Genomic DNA, 14,822 nt, shown 5'->3' with positions numbered 1-14,822 from the left:
CTCTGCGCCAAGGGCATGCTCACGGTGGTGCCCTCGATCGTGCCCAGGGGCGCGGATCTCGCCACGGTGCTCCTGAACAACTTCGGCCAGCAGGGCGCGCCGCAACGGCTGATCGTGCTCACGAAAGCTGAGTATGAGGCGATCACCGCGCCAGATCCGGCGGTGCTCTATCTGATCCGCGAGGGCATGTGATGTATTTCACCGTGGGCCCCTATCTGATCGTGGCCGTGATGTGCGGCGGGGAGCCGGTCTGGCTCTGGACGCCTGCCGCGCTTGCGCCTGGCTTCTGGGCCGGGGGCTTTGACCCGCAGTCCTGAGCCCCGCCTCCCTGACATTCTGACACCCACGCCCGCCGGTTTCGCGCGGGCTTTTTGTTGTGAGACACCATGAGCGATCCTTTCAAATCCCACGCGATCAGCGCCTCAGGCCCCGCGATCGGCGCGCTGGCCGTCACGCCATCCGACAGCGCCGATCTCGCGCAGGCGGTGCGCGCCGTCACCATCGGCGGCGAGGGCGGCACGCTGAGCTTTATCAGCTCGCGCGACGGCCAGACCTATACCACGGGCGATCTGCCGCCCGGCACCTATCCGCTCTGCGCCCGGCGCATCCGCTCGAGCGGCACCACGGCCACCGGCCTCACGGGGTGGATCTGATGCTCGGTCTCGGTCTGAGCCTGAGCGGGCTGCAGCGCGGCAGTGGCGGCCGGGGCTGGACGCCCGCAGATCTCATCAAACCGGGGCAGCCCGGGTTCTGGGCGGGCGGATTTGCGCCCCCCGCATTCACGCCTGACCTGCTGCTGACCCGTGGTCAGCCGGGCTTCTGGGCCAATCTTCAGGGAGCCGTGAAATGAGGCTTTATCAGGATGCTGCCGGGACCACCCCGGCTTATGAAGCGGGCCAGCCGATCGGCAAGGTCGTGCGGAAGGCGGGGACGGTGGATGCCACGCAGGCGACCGCGCTCTCGCGGCCCACGCTGGCGCGGATGCCAAAGGGTGGGCGGCGCAATATGGCCCACTCATTCGGCTATAGTGCCAACTCTGGTGTGACGGTGACACCCAATCAGGCAGACCCAACCGGGGGTATGAGGGCGTGTCGGGTTCAGTTCTCCTCATCCCAGCAAACATTGTCCCTTTGCCCCTCCAACCCGTCTCCGGGCCCATACAGTTCGCGCCTCTTTCTGAAAGGGATCGCCGGAGAAACGATCCGTCGTCGGCTTCCAGGCTCAGCCGCTGAAGCAAATATCGTTTTGACGGGCGAATGGCAGGAAGTCGGGGCGCTTAATCTTTCGGGAAATACCGGCACCTTCAACATCAATACCTGGTCCAACGTCACAGCCCGGGATCTGATGATCTACGCGCCGCAAATGGAGTTCGGATCTGCGCTCGGGGCATATCAGCATGTTGGATCCGATTTTGACATCACCGAGGCGGGCGTGCCGGACGTCTGGCATCTCTGGAATGACGGGGGCGACAGCCTGCTGGCGACCTTCCCGGCGGGCACGCAGCACATCGCCTGGGTCAGCACCCTTGGCCGCCTCGGTTACACCACGGCCGTCAGCACCGGCACGGTGGGCATCGATCTGCTGCGCGATGAGCGGCTGGCCGATGTCTTCGCGCGCGACACCCCGCTGAGCGATGCCGAGCGGCTGCGGCTCGAGACCTGGTGGCAGGAACGCACCGGGGCGTGGTATTTGGTGCCGCCGGGGATGGGGCCGACCCCGGAGCGCATGTGGCAGACCAACACCGGGGTGGACCAGGCAACCGGGGCCGGAAGCCCGGTAGGGCTGTTGCTGGATCAAACTGAACCTGTCGGCTCGGAAATGAAAGGTTCGGGCACGGTCTACACGTCCAGTACGCCCACTGCGATTATCGGCACTTACAATCCGACAACGGGTGAGGGCACTGTGGTGCGGGACAGCAGCGCCGCCGCCTCGGGCACCCAGTTTGCGGGCATAGAGGTAGGCATGATGTATCGTGTCGACCTCGAGAACAGGGGGACTGCGGCTATAAACCTCCGCGCCTCTTCCATAACCGGGAGCTCGTACGGAGGGGTGGCCGCTGGCGAGCGTGTCGTTCGTTATTTGCAGTCGACGTCCATCAGTTTGTTCATCGCGGCTGCGGCGAACACTGAAGCCCCTATCCCGTTCACCCTGCACTCAATCAAAAAGGTGCCGGGAAACCATGCCATGCAGAACACGGCTCTCTCGCGCCCGACCCTCGCGCGTTGGCCGAAAGGGGGGCGGCGCAACTTGATCGGAAACACTTTTGCGATAAGCACCGTGTCTGGTGTTACCGCGACGGTAATTGAGCCCGGCACCTGGGAACTGAACAATCTTTCGGCTGCAGCGGGTCAGCGGGCGGACTGGAGCGTTCCCGCAGACCGCGCTCCGCCCGGTTCAACGCTCACCTTCAGCCTGGAAGTTAAGAGTGCAGGAGAATACGGCTCACTTGCCATGATCGGTATCCGCAACAGCGCAGGGGCATCCGTGTCTCAGGCCGCCTATGTTGAAAGGCTGACGGATAACTGGCAACGGATGGTGGCCACCCTGACGTTGGGGGCGGATAACACGAATGGTGCTCAGCTCCGCATCAACAACCGCTCTGGGGATGCAAACAAGGTTCTGGTGCGCAACCCGCAGATCGAGATCGGTCCTGCGACAACTCCCTTCCAGGCCGTGGCGTCTATCACTGACATCATAGAAGCGGGCATCCCCGACATCTGGCACCTCTACAACGACGGCGGCGACAGCCTGCCCGCCGTGCTGCCAGCGGGCGCGTGGGAAATCGCCTGGGTCACCCACCTCGGCGTGATCGGCTACGCCAGCGTCACCAGCGACGGCACCACCGGCACCGATCTGCTGCGCGCAGAGCGCATGGCCGATGTGGCCCTGAAGCGGGGCCGCTTTACCTCTTACGAAAAAGCACAGCTCGAAACCCAATGGGGGAAATATAAGCCATGATCCCGGTCACGATCGCCGTTCCGGTCGCGCTCATCAGCGCGGCCAATCACCTCGCCCGCGTCATTGGCTACAGTGAAGCGGATGGGGAAACCTTCTCCCTTGCTCCGGTGGTCGGCGGCTATGCCGTGGCCTCCGGGCTGGTGGCCCCTGCCTTTGTCTCCGATGCCTTCCAGCCGCTGGTCGAGCCGGAATGGGGTGCGGATATGGACGCCGCCGCCAGCGCTCAGGCGGAGGTGGTTCTGATCGAGCCCCCCGTCGCCGATGAGCCGCCGCCGGAGATCCCGCCCGGCAAGATCCTCGCGGTGGTCGGGCTCGATCCGCCGGCGGCCCGGGCGCTTCTGGGGCTCGAGGGGCTGCCAGCCGTGATCGAACTGGCTCCCGAAGCGTAAACCTACGGCCCCGCCATCGCGCGGGGCTTTTTCTTTGCGCGGAGGGCGCTGTGACCGACTTTAAATCTCTCGACTTCTGGATCGCGGTCGCCGTCGCGCTTCTGGTCAAAATCAAGACAAGCTCTCAGCTCGGCGCCTGGCAGGTGATCACCACGCTGCTGGTCGCGGTGGGCGCCGCGCTGGTGGGCGCTGAATATGCGGCTGAGGTCTTTGGCGTGCCACTGGCCGTGGCGGCCGCCATCGTCACCCTCACAGCCGAGGGCGTCATGCGCTGGCTGCTGATCGCGGTGAACGACCCCAGCCAGGCAATCAGGCTATGGAAGGAGTGGCGGAAGCCATGAGCGTCAGGAGATAAAAGCTCCTACTATGAGGCCAAACACGATCAGTGCGGCGAAGCCTGCCAGAGCCCAGAACTCGACGCGATTTTGAAAGGGTGTGCGCGCGCCACAGTTGCCACAGCGCAAAGCTGCAAAGCGTAATTTGTGACCGCAGCGACATTGGAATGGGCGGAAGTCTTTACCAAGCATTAGCGGATCTCTGAAAGTTAACAAAAGGTTAATGACCGAGAGCCTCGCACTTACGCGGACGAAACGGTCAACAACTTAAGAATATAACCTCTCATTGCGCGTGTTTTGGCATTTTATGGAGCCACTTTGAAATTTCCGGGTCAGTTTATCGCCGATCTCGGCTTTGAGATGCCTGTAGGGAAAAAGCCCCCTCGCTTAACGGAAAGCTCGGGGGCCGCTAAAAATTTTCCATCTGGTAAACTTCAGGGACAATTCTGCCGCATAGATATCAAGCCTGCCCTTCAGACAATTCCCCCAAAGAGGGGAAGCCCGAACGAAACAAGGCGTCTTCATTGAAGACGCCCTGTCCCATCACATCTGGCTCGTAGCATGTTGTGACAGGACCGAAGTCATCTGTGACGCGATGCGCGTATAACCAGTTGATCCAGACAGCTTGCCACAGTTTCGCGACAGATGGTGTCACAAAATCGCGACAACCCGTGAACAGGTGTCAGAAGTCAAACAGCTCACCGAGCCAGCTTTCCCGCTTTTTCTTTTTCCCAAAGCGATAATCATCATCGTCCGAGTAGCGACGGTAATCGTCGTCGTGGTCCTGACGTGAGCGGTCGCCATCGCGGGGCTGCTCCCGGAGCGGCTGCGCAGCGGGGCGTTCCATGACGGAACGCTCAATGATCTTGTCCAGCTCTCCGCGATCCAGCCAGACACCGCGGCATTTGGGGCAATAGTCGATCTCGACCCCGCCACGGTCAGAGATCACCAGCGTTTCATTGTCGATTGGGCACTTCATGGGCTGCTCCGAATTCAGCGTTATCGAAAGATAGCTGGGGGCTGAGCAGGCTCAAACAACTCTCACAAACGCTTTTGTGACCAAAGGCTTGGGGAACATTCCCGGCCTCGCCTCAGGGCAAAATTCAAACATGGAGGCAGCAATGCTGCAATTTCTGGTCCGGCTCTTTGCTGGTCTCCGGGCGATGCTGAGTGCGCGCCCGAAATCCACCGCTGGCGGCGCGGCTGCCATCCTCGCGATTACAGCCATGTTCGTCGGCCCCTGGGAGGGTGAGCGCACCGAGGCCTATCTCGACCGCATCGCCAGCCCGCCTGTCTGGACGGTCTGCTATGGCGAGACCAAGGGCGTGCAGCCCGGCGACCGCTACACGCCTGAGCAATGCCTCGGGATGCTACAGCAGTCCCTGGCAGGCTATCACGCGCAGCTCTCAGCCTGCCTCCCTGCCCTGCCCGCGCAGCCTCAGGGCGTCCAGGTCGCGCTCACCTCCTGGACCTACAATGTCGGCGCCGGCGCGGCTTGTGGTTCCACACTGGTGAAGCTGGCGAAGGCCGGAGACTGGGCTGGCGCTTGTCGCCAATTGAGCCGATGGGACAAGGCCGGTGGCAAGCAGATTCGGGGCCTCACAAATCGACGGGCGGCTGAGCAGCGGCTGTGTCTCGAAGCTTTGGGGGTGAAGGCATGAACGCGCTCGCTCTCGAACTGCTGCGCCAGCTTCTCCGCTGGCTCTCTGTCTGGTTGATCGCAGCGGGTCTCCCTGCCCCGATCGCTGCCGTGTTAGAGCATCCCGAGGCCGCCGCCTTCACCGCAGGCCTGATCTCACTGGCGCTGGCCGAGACTGGCTGGCTCATCGCAAAGGTGCGGCATTGGCTGGCGCGCTGATCCGGGCGCTGTGGAAGCCGCTGGTGGGCCTCCTGCTTTCCGCGGCGATCTACTGGCGAGGGCGCAGGGATGCCGCTCAGCGGGCCGATTTGAAGGCCGACAGGGCCTCTCTCGATACCATCAGGAGGATACAGGATGCGCAGAGCAATGCTTCTGCTGGCGGTGCTGACTGGCGTGAGCGCCTGCGGATGGGCGACAAAGCCCGCAAGTGATGCCGGGATGTGCATCGGCTTGCGTCCCGCAGTTGCTCAGTTGCGCGCAGGGCTGACCGCTCACCCTGAAACACCGGATGCTGTGGGGGAACCTGCGGCGGATCTGGTGATCGGCTTTGAGGGTGTGTGCTGATTGCGGTTTCATTGCCCGTCCCTGCCCTCACGGGTGGGGGCGGGCTTTTTGCGTTTCAGTGGCTGTGTTCAATGACACCTCATTGGGGCTTCTTCATACTCTTCTAAGAATCTTCTTCTTCGTGTGAAATTAACTAAGATATATCAGGGTGTTACAAGGAGCATTGTAACCTATTGGGTGGTTTATTGTAACTTTTGGGGTGATGTATCGTAACTTATCGGGTGGTTTATTGTAACTTTTGGGGTGGATAGGTACCCATTCACAGGACGTAAGAGCAAAGGACTTGCCCCAGAAGGAAAATTTGGGGCATTGTAACCCCGACACAGGGCGCGGGTTTCGATGGATCAGCAGGAAAATCACCCAAAAAGTTACGATAGGACTAAAACGCTCGCGGTGAAGCCCTTGGATGGGGAGATGATCAAGCCCGCAGAGCTGATCGATATTCAGGGCGGCACCGGTCTGACGCTCGCGGCGCGGCGGCTTTATAATAAGCTGCTGTCGAATGCCTTTGGCCCCAAGCTTGCGGTGGAAGGTCACGATTTTACCATTTCTCTGGCAGAGCTGCGCGGCACGCACGGGGGAAACGAGCGGATCGGCGAGAGCATCGAAGCTCTGATGAAAACCGTGGTTCTGGTGCGGCACGGCGAGGGCCACACGACCCGTGTGCAGCTGCTCGGCGGTAACGATATGGCCGACAGCCAGCGCGAGCACGGCACGCTCACCTACAGCTTCGACAAGCGCCTGGCTCCCCTGCTCCAAAGCAGCGCGGTCTTTGCCAAGCTGGAGCTTGCCGTGCTGCAGGCCTTCACGACGAAATACGGGCTTGCCCTGTATGAGGCGGTCTCGCGGCGCATCCGCATGTCGTTCAAGTTCTCAGAGGTGATCGCGATCGATGATTTCCGCGAGCTGCTGGGGGTACCGGAGGGGAAGCTGTCAAGCTTTGGCAATCTGCGGCAAAAGGCGATCGAGCCCGCGGTCGCTGAGGTCTGTGCCCTCGCCCCTTTCAATTGCTCCATCGAGGTCGCTGATCGAGTGGGTCGGAAGGTGACCACCATCAAGCTGACGTGGTGGCGGAAGACTGAGGATGAGCTGCGGGCAATGTACGCTGAGAAAAAGGCGCTGGCCCTCTCTGATCTGAACCCGCTTCTTGAGGATCTTAGCGAGTAACATCATAGGCGCGGACTGCCTTGACCTGAGTAAACACTTGCCTGCAGGCGCCATAGTAAAATAACAAAATGGGAAACTGGGGTGATAATATTTTATATAAATAATTATTCCCCCAAATAAATAAACCCTGCATTGAGGGAATGAGCGAATGCCAACTATCGTGATTTCAAGTCCCAAGGGCGGGGCCGGAAAGAGCACCGCGGCTGTGATCCTTGGCACAGAGCTCGCGGCCATGGGCATCGAGGTCACGATGCTGGACTGCGACTTCGTCACCGGGCGCGAGACTGCGCTGGAGGTCTGGGCAGGTGCTGGCGACACGCCTGCCGGCATCACGCTCAAGCACCGGGTCGGTGAGGCTGAAGTAATCCGCGAGATCAAAGCAGGTGAGGGCGATGGAAAGGTGGTGATCGTCGACCTGGGCGGCGCGGCATCGCGACTGGCGACCCGGGCCATCTCTCAGGCGGATCTGGTGCTCGTGCCGATGCGGCCCACGTCTCTCGACGTGAAGATCGGCGCGGCAGCCATTCAGATGGTGGCTGAGGAAGAGGAAACGCTTGGACGCTCGATCCCGTTTGTCGTCGCTCTGTCGGCCACAAAGGCGATCAAGTCGAAAGCGCAGCGCGGCCTGACCGAGAGCCTGATCGCGGAGGGCGTCGAGATCATCGACCCGCCACTGATGGAGCGGGGAGCCTTTGCGGCCTTCTTTGAGTTCGGCGGAGACCTCCGCAGCATGCCTCCGCAGGGCTCGCATGATGCCGCTGTCGAGAATGCGCGGCAGTTTGCTGAGGCGGTGTTGCAGCGTCTTGCCCGGGAGGCTGATGAATGACGGAGAAGAAGCCGTACCAGCTTGCTGGCCTGCTTAAATCCAAGCCGAAAGACAGCAGCCCTGAAACCATGGCTCAGATCGATGCGGCTGGCGATCGTATGGGTTTCACCGTCCGTGACCCCGCCGTGGCTGAGAAGCCGAAGCGCGGCGCTCCGGTACGCGTCACAAGGCAGAACCCGCGCCGGGTGTCGATCGAACTGGACGGGGCAGATTACAAGCGCCTGCAGCTGTTGGGGGTGGAGCGCGACGAGAAGCTGCAGGCGATGTGTGAGCAGGCGATCCTTGATTATTTGTGCAAACACGGGTTTTGATATTTGGGGTAATATTTATTCCCCCAAATAAACATTTATTTAGCTAGCGACTAAGACGTCAGAAAATTACCACGTGATTTATACGTCAGAACACTTTTAAAATCGGATGATTACTCTGATAGCCAAATAGCTGACGGCACAGGAGAGGTGCATTGACACAGTTTATTGATGATGTAAGCAGAGCGGTTATTCTGCCGCCAGATTGGCAGGTACGGCTGCGAACCCATTTGAATGTGCCCGCTGGGCGTGCGCCGAGACTGGCATTCATGGCCGGTCCCGGTGATGTGGTAGGAACCTACGAACAGTGGGCGGCAGGGCGCCACGATGCGCGCGTGCCGGTGTTATCCTATTCAGCGCAGTTTTATTCCCTGGTTGCGGCGATTGGAGCCGAAGCCTTGGTAATAACCTCAGGCCCGGTTCAGCCAACTATCTCCGACCCCCGCTTTCACTTCGTTTGCGTCGGGCGAAATCATTCTGCGAGAGGGCTGAAATGGCATCTGGCAGAACGCGACTATGCCCGCCGCCTCGCAGCAGTCATCAATGACTGGTCGCCCGATGTCGCCATCCTGAGTGGCGATCTGAAGCCGACAGCCTATCACGCAGTAGCCAAAAGGACACGCCTGCTCCTGACCCTTCACGGTTCCTTCTGGCCCATGGGAAGGCGCGCAAATGGGCTGAAGAACCGCGTTCAGCAATGGTTGCTGGGTCGGGCGCTGACGCGGGCAGAGGCAGCAGTCTGCACTTCAGTCGAATGTGCACGTCAGTTCAAGCTGCTGGCCGGAGCTGGTCATAGCGTCGAAACAGAAATGCCACAGGTCCTGGGCGGGCACCTGAAGGCTCCCCGCAAACGCGAGAAAGCGAGACGGCTTCTTTTTCTGGGCAGGATAGAGGCGAACAAGGGCGTATTCGATCTGCTTGCAGCTTTCGGGGCCATTGCAGCGAAATTTCCGGATGCGCGGCTGACGCTGGCCGGCACCGGAAGTGCTGATCAGGCCCTGACAGAGGCAATAGACCGGCACGAAGCCGGTGGGCAGATTGAGTTCGCGGGACTTCTGGATGCCGAGGGTGTGCACGCCGCACTGGGGGAGGCGGACCTTTTGGTTTGTCCGACCCGCGCTGACGTCACAGAAGGTTTGGCGCTGGTCGTGCTTGAAGCCGCTGTTCAGGGCGTGCCCTCCGTGACGAGTTCGGTCGTACCTGCCGCCGAAACCGCCGGCGCGGCTTGTCTGACTTTCCCTGCCGATGATGTGGCTGCACTGCGGACTGCGCTAATGCGGCTGATGGAAGATGACGACGCCTATACCACACTTGCAGGCAAAGCAGCGGAGATACGCCCGCTTATGCTGGACCGCAGCCTGGGGTGGGGCAGCTGTCTCGCAAGGGTCTTACTGGGCGAAAAGGCCACCAATTTGCGCTGATCCCCGACTATTTCACCGCTCACCCAGACCGGGCTATGGTTTTTGCCTCGCGTGCTGCAAAGCAGCACAGCCACCGGTGAGGCAATTCGGCAAGCTGCGCCGGATCAGTTTGATCTCCAGCACAAGGCTGCGCCGTCAAATATGCACATGGGCTGCCCCAGGTGGTATATCTGCTACTGCCCATGCCGGGCAGAATAACTCGATGCGTTCCTGACAGGGTCTTAATGTTTGATAAGGTAATCTTGGCGCGGTCTGCCTGATTGTAGCAGCGGGTTAACAAGAGCTTTATCGATCTTCCATAGAATCCGTATCGGCCCCGTCAGGGGCTCTCTCTGGCAGGGATCGCTCAGCTTCCTCTGGCTTGAAGTGAGGCAGAAAAGTCAGTGTGGCTTTTGTCAGAAGCGCAATGACAATCGCAACCTCATAAGCCCCCAGACCCACAGCTGCACCAATTGCGCCGGTTCCCCAAAGGCTGGCTGCGGTGGCCGTCCCCTTCACCGAGTTCTGGAGCTTAAGGATTGCGCCGCCTCCAATGAACCCTATGCCGGTGATTAAACCTTCCACCACCGCGCCCATCGCCCCGAGATCTTCACCAAGCCGCCCCTCGGCAGCCTGTACAAAGCCGCAGCAGGACACGGCGACGAGCGGAAATGTCCGAAGACCTGCACTACGCTCCTCTTGCTCACGGTTCCAGCCGATCGGGAGGGCCAGGACGTAAGCGATCAGAAGCGTGATGGTCTGACGCATTATGTCCTGCCACTCGATCTCAGACATCCATTCACTCATGGGGACCACCATCTTGTCAGGTGACGGTCAACGCCGCTCAAGAGATAAAGCTGCCACCTCAGATCGATCTGAGTGGTTCTTTGCCAGGAGGCGTCTGACCTGCGCCTGAAGGGCGAAAGAAGATATCCGATAGCCCGGACTTACCCTTCACAGAGGACGTGGTCGGTACCCCCGCGCCTCAGTGAAGCCGGTCACACTCTGCATCTTCGAGGAGGGTCGTTTCCCGCGCTTGCAAGAGCAGGTCCAGCTGGCGGGCCAGCTCATGCATTCGAGAGGTGGGAGCTCCCAAGGGTTCAGAGTATGCATGGCGCAGCGCGCTTCGGATCGCGTATTTTGGATCATAGGGAGTCATGCGCCGGTCCATTCAAGTCAGTGACCGGGAACAACCCCAGTAGGGGGGAAAAGACCCCTCCTGAACTCAATTAAGTTGCCGCCACGTCAAGATCGATCAAAGTGCGGGAAGACACCTGAAGCGAAGGTCGGCCCACTAATATCCGATAACACAATATTATCAGCACGCCCTGTAGCTCTGAGATACCAGGCAAAACGCTGACTTTATGCATCGCAACCGTGGCTGACAGGCGACTGGCGCCAGCTGGTCAAGGGGGGGCCAGCTGAGCAGTTTCGGGCGGGAAGGCGACGGTCAGTTCGAACCGGTCATCTTAACGTTATGGGAAGAACTCAGAAGTTCACCCTCTGCGCGAACACAAGGATGTCAGAACGTCGAAACGCGCATCCCCCACTACAACTCAGCCAAGATTTCTTTGAGCTTTTCCTTAGTGTCACTGGGAAGCTGACAAGCTGAAACGAGATAAGCTCCCATAGCGAGGATAAACTGAGTTGCTCGATTTGAGCCTCGAACTCCATTCGCAAGATTCACCTCTTCATCTGCACTCTTTGTCACAACGCAGCGAATAGACAGGTCCCTGCAAAGATTTACGCACCCGAATACTGCCTGAGGCGCACTCACAACTAATCCTACGAAGTGCTGCAATTGCTCCCATGCAGGAAATTCCTGAACATCCGCAGGAATTTCTGCTCCGGAGTTAAGTTGAACTGCCCTTTCACGCAACGCTTGACGAATTTCGAACGCTTCTTTGCCTCCCCAAACATAAAAGCGAAGCGCATGCTCGAACTGCTGCTGCTTCATCTCAGGGCTGTATATGCGCCTGAAGTCCCGCCCCATAGAAGTCCACAGTATAAACATTGATGCCATGAGGTCGAAAAATATCGCCATGTGCTCATTCTTTCGTGGATCAAAATATCCACGATTCCTTTTCAACTCGACCACCAACTTCCTGAATGTTTTTTCAGGCGTTCGTGAGATGGGAGTTGTGTTTCGAGCAATTTCAAAAGCAGTTTTGGACCAAACACATTTGTCATATGCATCAGATACTTTTTCCCAGTTATCAATTGTTGATTGATAATGGTGAGGCATGTCGAAGTCTAGCAACTTAGAACGACCTAAATCCTCAAAAGATTTCTGATCATGCAAATCTACATTGATCGAAAGGGCGGATATTCTGTGATTGTAGACTGCTGGCTTACCTAAGATAACGAACGCACCATCACAACCAGTATACTGCATTAAACCAGCTGCCCAAAATGTGCGGCCGATCGCGCTAAGTTTCGTAGACGACTTGCAATCGAACGCAATTCGACGCAATCCTCCATCAGCGACAAACTCTAAACCCAAAGCGTCTATGTCGGTGATAACTTCAGGATTGTCTGACAATTCAGAAATGCTTGGAACAACCACCTCTAAGCAAGGAACCATTCCCTGCGCTAAGCAATAGCGAATTGCGAGCTCTTTTTGGCGTCGATCTTTATCGTATTTTCCCATGGTCAATCAAACTGCATAACAAGTTGATCAAATTCTTCAATTGCCTGAGGGTCGGTTAACTGTTTCTGCCTTTTTTTTAACTCTGTCGCTGAAATCAGAGACTGAATATACTCTTCACCCTTAGAAAGAGCAATTCTCGCTTCTTGATTGACCTCCATGTTTGAGACGGTACCTTCTTCAAGCAGTTCAATTGCCAAATCCAAAGCCTGTTCATTCTCAATTGTTCGATGGAGCTGCAGCTGCCATCTACCCGAGGCGACTTCTTTCAAATGCGCTACTTTCATCACAACAAGATTTCTATATTGCTCTGAAGCCTCAGAATTTGAGCCGAGGAAACCATTGTTCCGAAGTGCCCGGAGGATAGCAATCGGCGAACGTATTCTGTATTCCTCTGGCAGAAGCTGCCCTTTCCTTACAGCAGAGATGATCGCCATTGCTCGTTCGTATATCTCCCTATTGGCAGCATTTAGTCGCGCCCCGCCAGGCTTAGGCGTGAACAGAAATGACTCAGTCTTCGCACCAAAACTAATCGTTGGCGGTTTGACGATTCCTTCAGACGCGAGCTTTTGCACCAGCTGCTGCTCTGTCGGAGTTAACTGAACATTACCAATCCTGCCAGTGCTAGCCACGAGAGATAGTGGCCATCCTTGGCTCTCCTTGATTTTTTGAAGTGTAGACTGCAGCGCAGGTGCGCCCGCTAAAGCTACCGTGTCGGCTAGGCCCGTCAGGTTGTCCGCGAAGTAATAAGGACTAATCAAAATGCTTTTACCACGAGCCATTTGCTCAGTCAGGATTCCGCTTTTTTCACCCAGGGTCACACACCTGTTAAAAAGGATTTTGTTTATCCCTGACTTCGCAAGTAAAGACTCCCTGTTCTTGGGCGCGTCATATAAAGCTGAAAGGATTTCAATAGTAGCATCTTCGTGCTCATTGAATGAAAGCTCGTTCGACGCAAACTGCCCTAGACCTTCATAGACATTATCAAAAATAGGGATATTGGGAATTATTTTTTCAATCGTCCGGCCTCTGCTAATGATATTTACAAACTCAATTGCATCGAGAATTTCGACGACTTGCTTCAAGGCAAAAGAAGGTATCGACATAAAGTGATCAGAAACCTTCCTTAGAACATCATACTCTATTTCGCCTAATCCTTTGATGTGCACAGCTAGTGTGGCACACATCCCCAACACAGGAAGTTGATCAAATTCAGGGACGGAAAGAGAGGAAAGCCCTGAGTGCAAATCATACGAAAATTCTGCAATTTTCTTAGACATCTAATCACCTTTGGCAGAATAATGATAAAGTTCTTCTATCTCTAACATGAAAACGGAGCTTGGACCGATTATCGCCCTTTCACTTACTCATTAGAGAAATTCTAATCAGAAAGAATGTGCGCGAAACATGTCGATTTTTGATCATGTTTCACCTTCCGCGCTCAAGAACAGTTTGTGGCTGAAATACCGCAAGCAACTTGCCAACATAGCGCGCGAGCGCATACTGCGCCATGCATAGTAATCGAAGCGTGTAGTGGATTACCCACATCTTAACCAGTTGCCGTACGATTTTTCGGAGTATTTCCTATGACCCAAAAGGTAGATTTCTCTGGTAGGCAGTCGTAGATAAAAGGCCGCAGAAAGAACAGCCTGGTCAAAAATCTCTGCCAATCTAGTTTCGAAAATAACTATCATAGCGTGCTTTCATCTAGCTTGGTGTTTGCGATCAGGAAGTGTATCCAGTTTGCCTTTCCGTAAAATTGGCGCATACACTAAGTAATAGGCATCAATTGTATGCGGCTGACAACCCCCGTGAATCGACCATCTCAATGAGTTTCTACTTATACTTCCCAACAGACATCTGGACTTCAATTTAGTGTCCGCTTTGAATGGCAGCTGTGAGGCATCCCCCCATGCAGAAGCGGCGGTGCACGATCATCTGGTTTCGGCCTGTAGGTAGGTCGCCTGTAGCATCGCATGACCGGCAGCTATGGCCGAAAACGACCGTTTGGTGCGCAACTCTCGCGGTGCTCTGACCATTCCGCCCGGATGGCGGAGAGCGTCTGCGTCAGGCGGCTGCTCTCCGCCTGACGGGTTAGCGGCCGGCGGCTGCTCAGGGCAGATGGCGCGCTTTCAGGCCTTGCATCTGCACGGGTCACTGACGGGCCCCACGGCATGCGCGAGAGGCTGACCTGAACGGTGGTATCTGCGGAGGAATAGCAGCTGAGCGTTGGCAGTACGTGGGTGCATTTCGCAATCATGACAGCCACCAGGCAAGCAGACCGAAGGCGGTGACGTTGGCGAGAAAGGCGCCAATAAGCCACCTCGGAGCGGGGTGCAGCCGCTCGTTCCGGCTCTCGCCTTCTTCCAGGAGGCACTGCAGCAGATCGGGTTCAGCACTCATAGCTGCGATCCTGCAGCTGGCTGCACAGCTGAGCGATTTCGGCCTGCTGCGCATCGCAGAGATCGTGAACGGCAATCACCTCGGTGCGGGCTTCCTGCAATTCGCGCTCCAGTCGGGCGCGCTCGGGGTCGGTATGGGGTTGGGTCATTTCAAACCTCAGTTCTGTGCCGCTCAGCTCATGCCCAG

At 57.4% G+C, this 14,822-nt stretch carries 20 protein-coding genes; 14 read left to right on the top strand and 6 right to left on the bottom strand.

Annotation, left to right across the window (positions count from 1 at the left end):
- From EG244_RS20555 to EG244_RS18960, 7 genes are all read left to right on the top strand, one after another.
- Nucleotides 1–192, top strand: a 192-nt coding sequence (locus EG244_RS20555; protein WP_158617370.1) for a phage upper tail fiber protein, incomplete at its 5' end; no start/stop codon positions are given.
- Nucleotides 192–317, top strand: coding sequence for a hypothetical protein (locus EG244_RS21350; RefSeq protein ID WP_267900301.1), 126 nt, complete (start codon nt 192–194; stop codon nt 315–317). The genes EG244_RS20555 and EG244_RS21350, both read left to right, overlap by 1 nt.
- A 69-nt stretch (nt 318–386) precedes the next feature.
- Complete coding sequence (locus EG244_RS18980; protein ID WP_124966735.1) at nt 387–653, top strand: spike base protein, RCAP_Rcc01079 family; 267 nt, start codon at nt 387–389, stop codon at nt 651–653.
- The gene (locus EG244_RS18975) at nt 653–850 is read left to right on the top strand and encodes a hypothetical protein (protein ID WP_124966734.1); all 198 of its coding nucleotides are present in this window, start codon (nt 653–655) and stop codon (nt 848–850) included. Before EG244_RS18980 ends, EG244_RS18975 begins: the two co-directional genes overlap by 1 nt.
- A complete protein-coding gene (locus tag EG244_RS18970) occupies nt 847–2,958 on the top strand; it encodes a hypothetical protein (protein WP_124966733.1) in 2,112 nt (703 codons plus the stop codon). Before EG244_RS18975 ends, EG244_RS18970 begins: the two co-directional genes overlap by 4 nt.
- Nucleotides 2,955–3,347: a hypothetical protein gene (locus EG244_RS18965; protein WP_124966732.1), complete on the top strand. Its 393-nt coding sequence runs from the start codon at nt 2,955–2,957 to the stop codon at nt 3,345–3,347. Before EG244_RS18970 ends, EG244_RS18965 begins: the two co-directional genes overlap by 4 nt.
- A gap of 50 nt (nt 3,348–3,397) precedes the next feature.
- Nucleotides 3,398–3,688 (top strand): hypothetical protein, encoded by a 291-nt coding sequence (locus EG244_RS18960; RefSeq protein ID WP_124966731.1) that lies wholly within the window; start codon nt 3,398–3,400, stop codon nt 3,686–3,688.
- A 676-nt stretch (nt 3,689–4,364) separates the two neighbouring features.
- Here EG244_RS18960 and EG244_RS18955 read toward each other — a convergent pair.
- Entirely contained in the window at nt 4,365–4,661 is a 297-nt protein-coding gene (locus EG244_RS18955) for a TFIIB-type zinc ribbon-containing protein (protein WP_124966730.1), read from the bottom strand.
- Between the two features lie 142 nt (nt 4,662–4,803).
- Here EG244_RS18955 and EG244_RS18950 point away from each other — a divergent pair, with 142 nt between their 5' ends.
- The 7 genes from EG244_RS18950 to EG244_RS18920 all read left to right on the top strand — a co-directional run bounded on the left by EG244_RS18950 (nt 4,804) and on the right by EG244_RS18920 (nt 9,607).
- On the top strand, nt 4,804–5,343 hold the full coding sequence (locus EG244_RS18950) for a lysozyme (protein WP_124966729.1): 540 nt from the start codon (nt 4,804–4,806) through the stop codon (nt 5,341–5,343).
- Complete coding sequence (locus EG244_RS18945; protein ID WP_124966728.1) at nt 5,340–5,540, top strand: hypothetical protein; 201 nt, start codon at nt 5,340–5,342, stop codon at nt 5,538–5,540. Before EG244_RS18950 ends, EG244_RS18945 begins: the two co-directional genes overlap by 4 nt.
- Nucleotides 5,525–5,752, top strand: coding sequence for a hypothetical protein (locus EG244_RS18940; protein WP_124966727.1), 228 nt, complete (start codon nt 5,525–5,527; stop codon nt 5,750–5,752). The genes EG244_RS18945 and EG244_RS18940 overlap by 16 nt, the downstream gene beginning before the upstream one ends.
- Before the next feature lie 472 nt (nt 5,753–6,224).
- The gene (locus tag EG244_RS18935) at nt 6,225–7,052 is read left to right on the top strand and encodes a replication initiation protein (protein ID WP_124966726.1); all 828 of its coding nucleotides are present in this window, start codon (nt 6,225–6,227) and stop codon (nt 7,050–7,052) included.
- A 148-nt stretch (nt 7,053–7,200) separates the two neighbouring features.
- Nucleotides 7,201–7,878, top strand: a complete 678-nt coding sequence (locus EG244_RS18930; protein WP_124966725.1) for a ParA family protein — start codon at nt 7,201–7,203, stop codon at nt 7,876–7,878.
- Nucleotides 7,875–8,189: a hypothetical protein gene (locus EG244_RS18925; protein WP_124966724.1), complete on the top strand. Its 315-nt coding sequence runs from the start codon at nt 7,875–7,877 to the stop codon at nt 8,187–8,189. The genes EG244_RS18930 and EG244_RS18925 overlap by 4 nt, the downstream gene beginning before the upstream one ends.
- Before the next feature lie 152 nt (nt 8,190–8,341).
- On the top strand, nt 8,342–9,607 hold the full coding sequence (locus EG244_RS18920; protein ID WP_124966723.1) for a glycosyltransferase family 4 protein: 1,266 nt from the start codon (nt 8,342–8,344) through the stop codon (nt 9,605–9,607).
- A 285-nt stretch (nt 9,608–9,892) separates the two neighbouring features.
- On the opposite strand, the gene EG244_RS18915 is transcribed toward EG244_RS18920, so the two are convergent.
- From EG244_RS18915 to EG244_RS20545, 5 genes are all read right to left on the bottom strand, one after another.
- Nucleotides 9,893–10,381 (bottom strand): MgtC/SapB family protein, encoded by a 489-nt coding sequence (locus EG244_RS18915; protein WP_199738034.1) that lies wholly within the window; start codon nt 10,379–10,381, stop codon nt 9,893–9,895.
- Between the two features lie 754 nt (nt 10,382–11,135).
- Nucleotides 11,136–12,236, bottom strand: coding sequence for a hypothetical protein (locus tag EG244_RS18910; RefSeq protein ID WP_124966721.1), 1,101 nt, complete (start codon nt 12,234–12,236; stop codon nt 11,136–11,138).
- Nucleotides 12,237–12,238: 2 nt separating this feature from the next.
- Nucleotides 12,239–13,513 (bottom strand): hypothetical protein, encoded by a 1,275-nt coding sequence (locus tag EG244_RS18905; protein ID WP_124966720.1) that lies wholly within the window; start codon nt 13,511–13,513, stop codon nt 12,239–12,241.
- Between the two features lie 976 nt (nt 13,514–14,489).
- Nucleotides 14,490–14,636: a hypothetical protein gene (locus tag EG244_RS20550; RefSeq protein WP_158617369.1), complete on the bottom strand. Its 147-nt coding sequence runs from the start codon at nt 14,634–14,636 to the stop codon at nt 14,490–14,492.
- Nucleotides 14,626–14,822 (bottom strand): hypothetical protein (locus tag EG244_RS20545; protein WP_233589076.1); only part of this gene is annotated, 197 nt, incomplete at its 5' end. The genes EG244_RS20550 and EG244_RS20545, both read right to left, overlap by 11 nt.

The sequence above is a fragment of the Falsigemmobacter faecalis genome (assembly GCF_003863335.1).
GTDB lineage: Bacteria > Pseudomonadota > Alphaproteobacteria > Rhodobacterales > Rhodobacteraceae > Wagnerdoeblera > Wagnerdoeblera faecalis.
This window is presented reverse-complemented; position numbering and strand designations above follow the sequence as displayed.

Excerpts from the sequence above, each read along its gene's own strand:
- EG244_RS21350 (WP_267900301.1), top strand. The coding sequence starts at position 192 with ATGTATTTCACCGTGGGCCCCTATCTGATCGTGGCCGTGATGTGCGGC.
- EG244_RS18980 (WP_124966735.1), top strand. The coding sequence starts at position 387 with ATGAGCGATCCTTTCAAATCCCACGCGATCAGCGCCTCAGGCCCCGCG.
- EG244_RS18975 (WP_124966734.1), top strand. The coding sequence starts at position 653 with ATGCTCGGTCTCGGTCTGAGCCTGAGCGGGCTGCAGCGCGGCAGTGGC.
- EG244_RS18970 (WP_124966733.1), top strand. The coding sequence starts at position 847 with ATGAGGCTTTATCAGGATGCTGCCGGGACCACCCCGGCTTATGAAGCG.
- EG244_RS18965 (WP_124966732.1), top strand. The coding sequence starts at position 2,955 with ATGATCCCGGTCACGATCGCCGTTCCGGTCGCGCTCATCAGCGCGGCC.
- EG244_RS18955 (WP_124966730.1), bottom strand. The coding sequence starts at position 4,661 with ATGAAGTGCCCAATCGACAATGAAACGCTGGTGATCTCTGACCGTGGC.
- EG244_RS18950 (WP_124966729.1), top strand. The coding sequence starts at position 4,804 with ATGCTGCAATTTCTGGTCCGGCTCTTTGCTGGTCTCCGGGCGATGCTG.
- EG244_RS18945 (WP_124966728.1), top strand. The coding sequence starts at position 5,340 with ATGAACGCGCTCGCTCTCGAACTGCTGCGCCAGCTTCTCCGCTGGCTC.
- EG244_RS18935 (WP_124966726.1), top strand. The coding sequence starts at position 6,225 with ATGGATCAGCAGGAAAATCACCCAAAAAGTTACGATAGGACTAAAACG.
- EG244_RS18930 (WP_124966725.1), top strand. The coding sequence starts at position 7,201 with ATGCCAACTATCGTGATTTCAAGTCCCAAGGGCGGGGCCGGAAAGAGC.
- EG244_RS18925 (WP_124966724.1), top strand. The coding sequence starts at position 7,875 with ATGACGGAGAAGAAGCCGTACCAGCTTGCTGGCCTGCTTAAATCCAAG.
- EG244_RS18915 (WP_199738034.1), bottom strand. The coding sequence starts at position 10,381 with ATGTCTGAGATCGAGTGGCAGGACATAATGCGTCAGACCATCACGCTT.
- EG244_RS18910 (WP_124966721.1), bottom strand. The coding sequence starts at position 12,236 with ATGGGAAAATACGATAAAGATCGACGCCAAAAAGAGCTCGCAATTCGC.
- EG244_RS18905 (WP_124966720.1), bottom strand. The coding sequence starts at position 13,513 with ATGTCTAAGAAAATTGCAGAATTTTCGTATGATTTGCACTCAGGGCTT.
- EG244_RS20550 (WP_158617369.1), bottom strand. The coding sequence starts at position 14,636 with ATGAGTGCTGAACCCGATCTGCTGCAGTGCCTCCTGGAAGAAGGCGAG.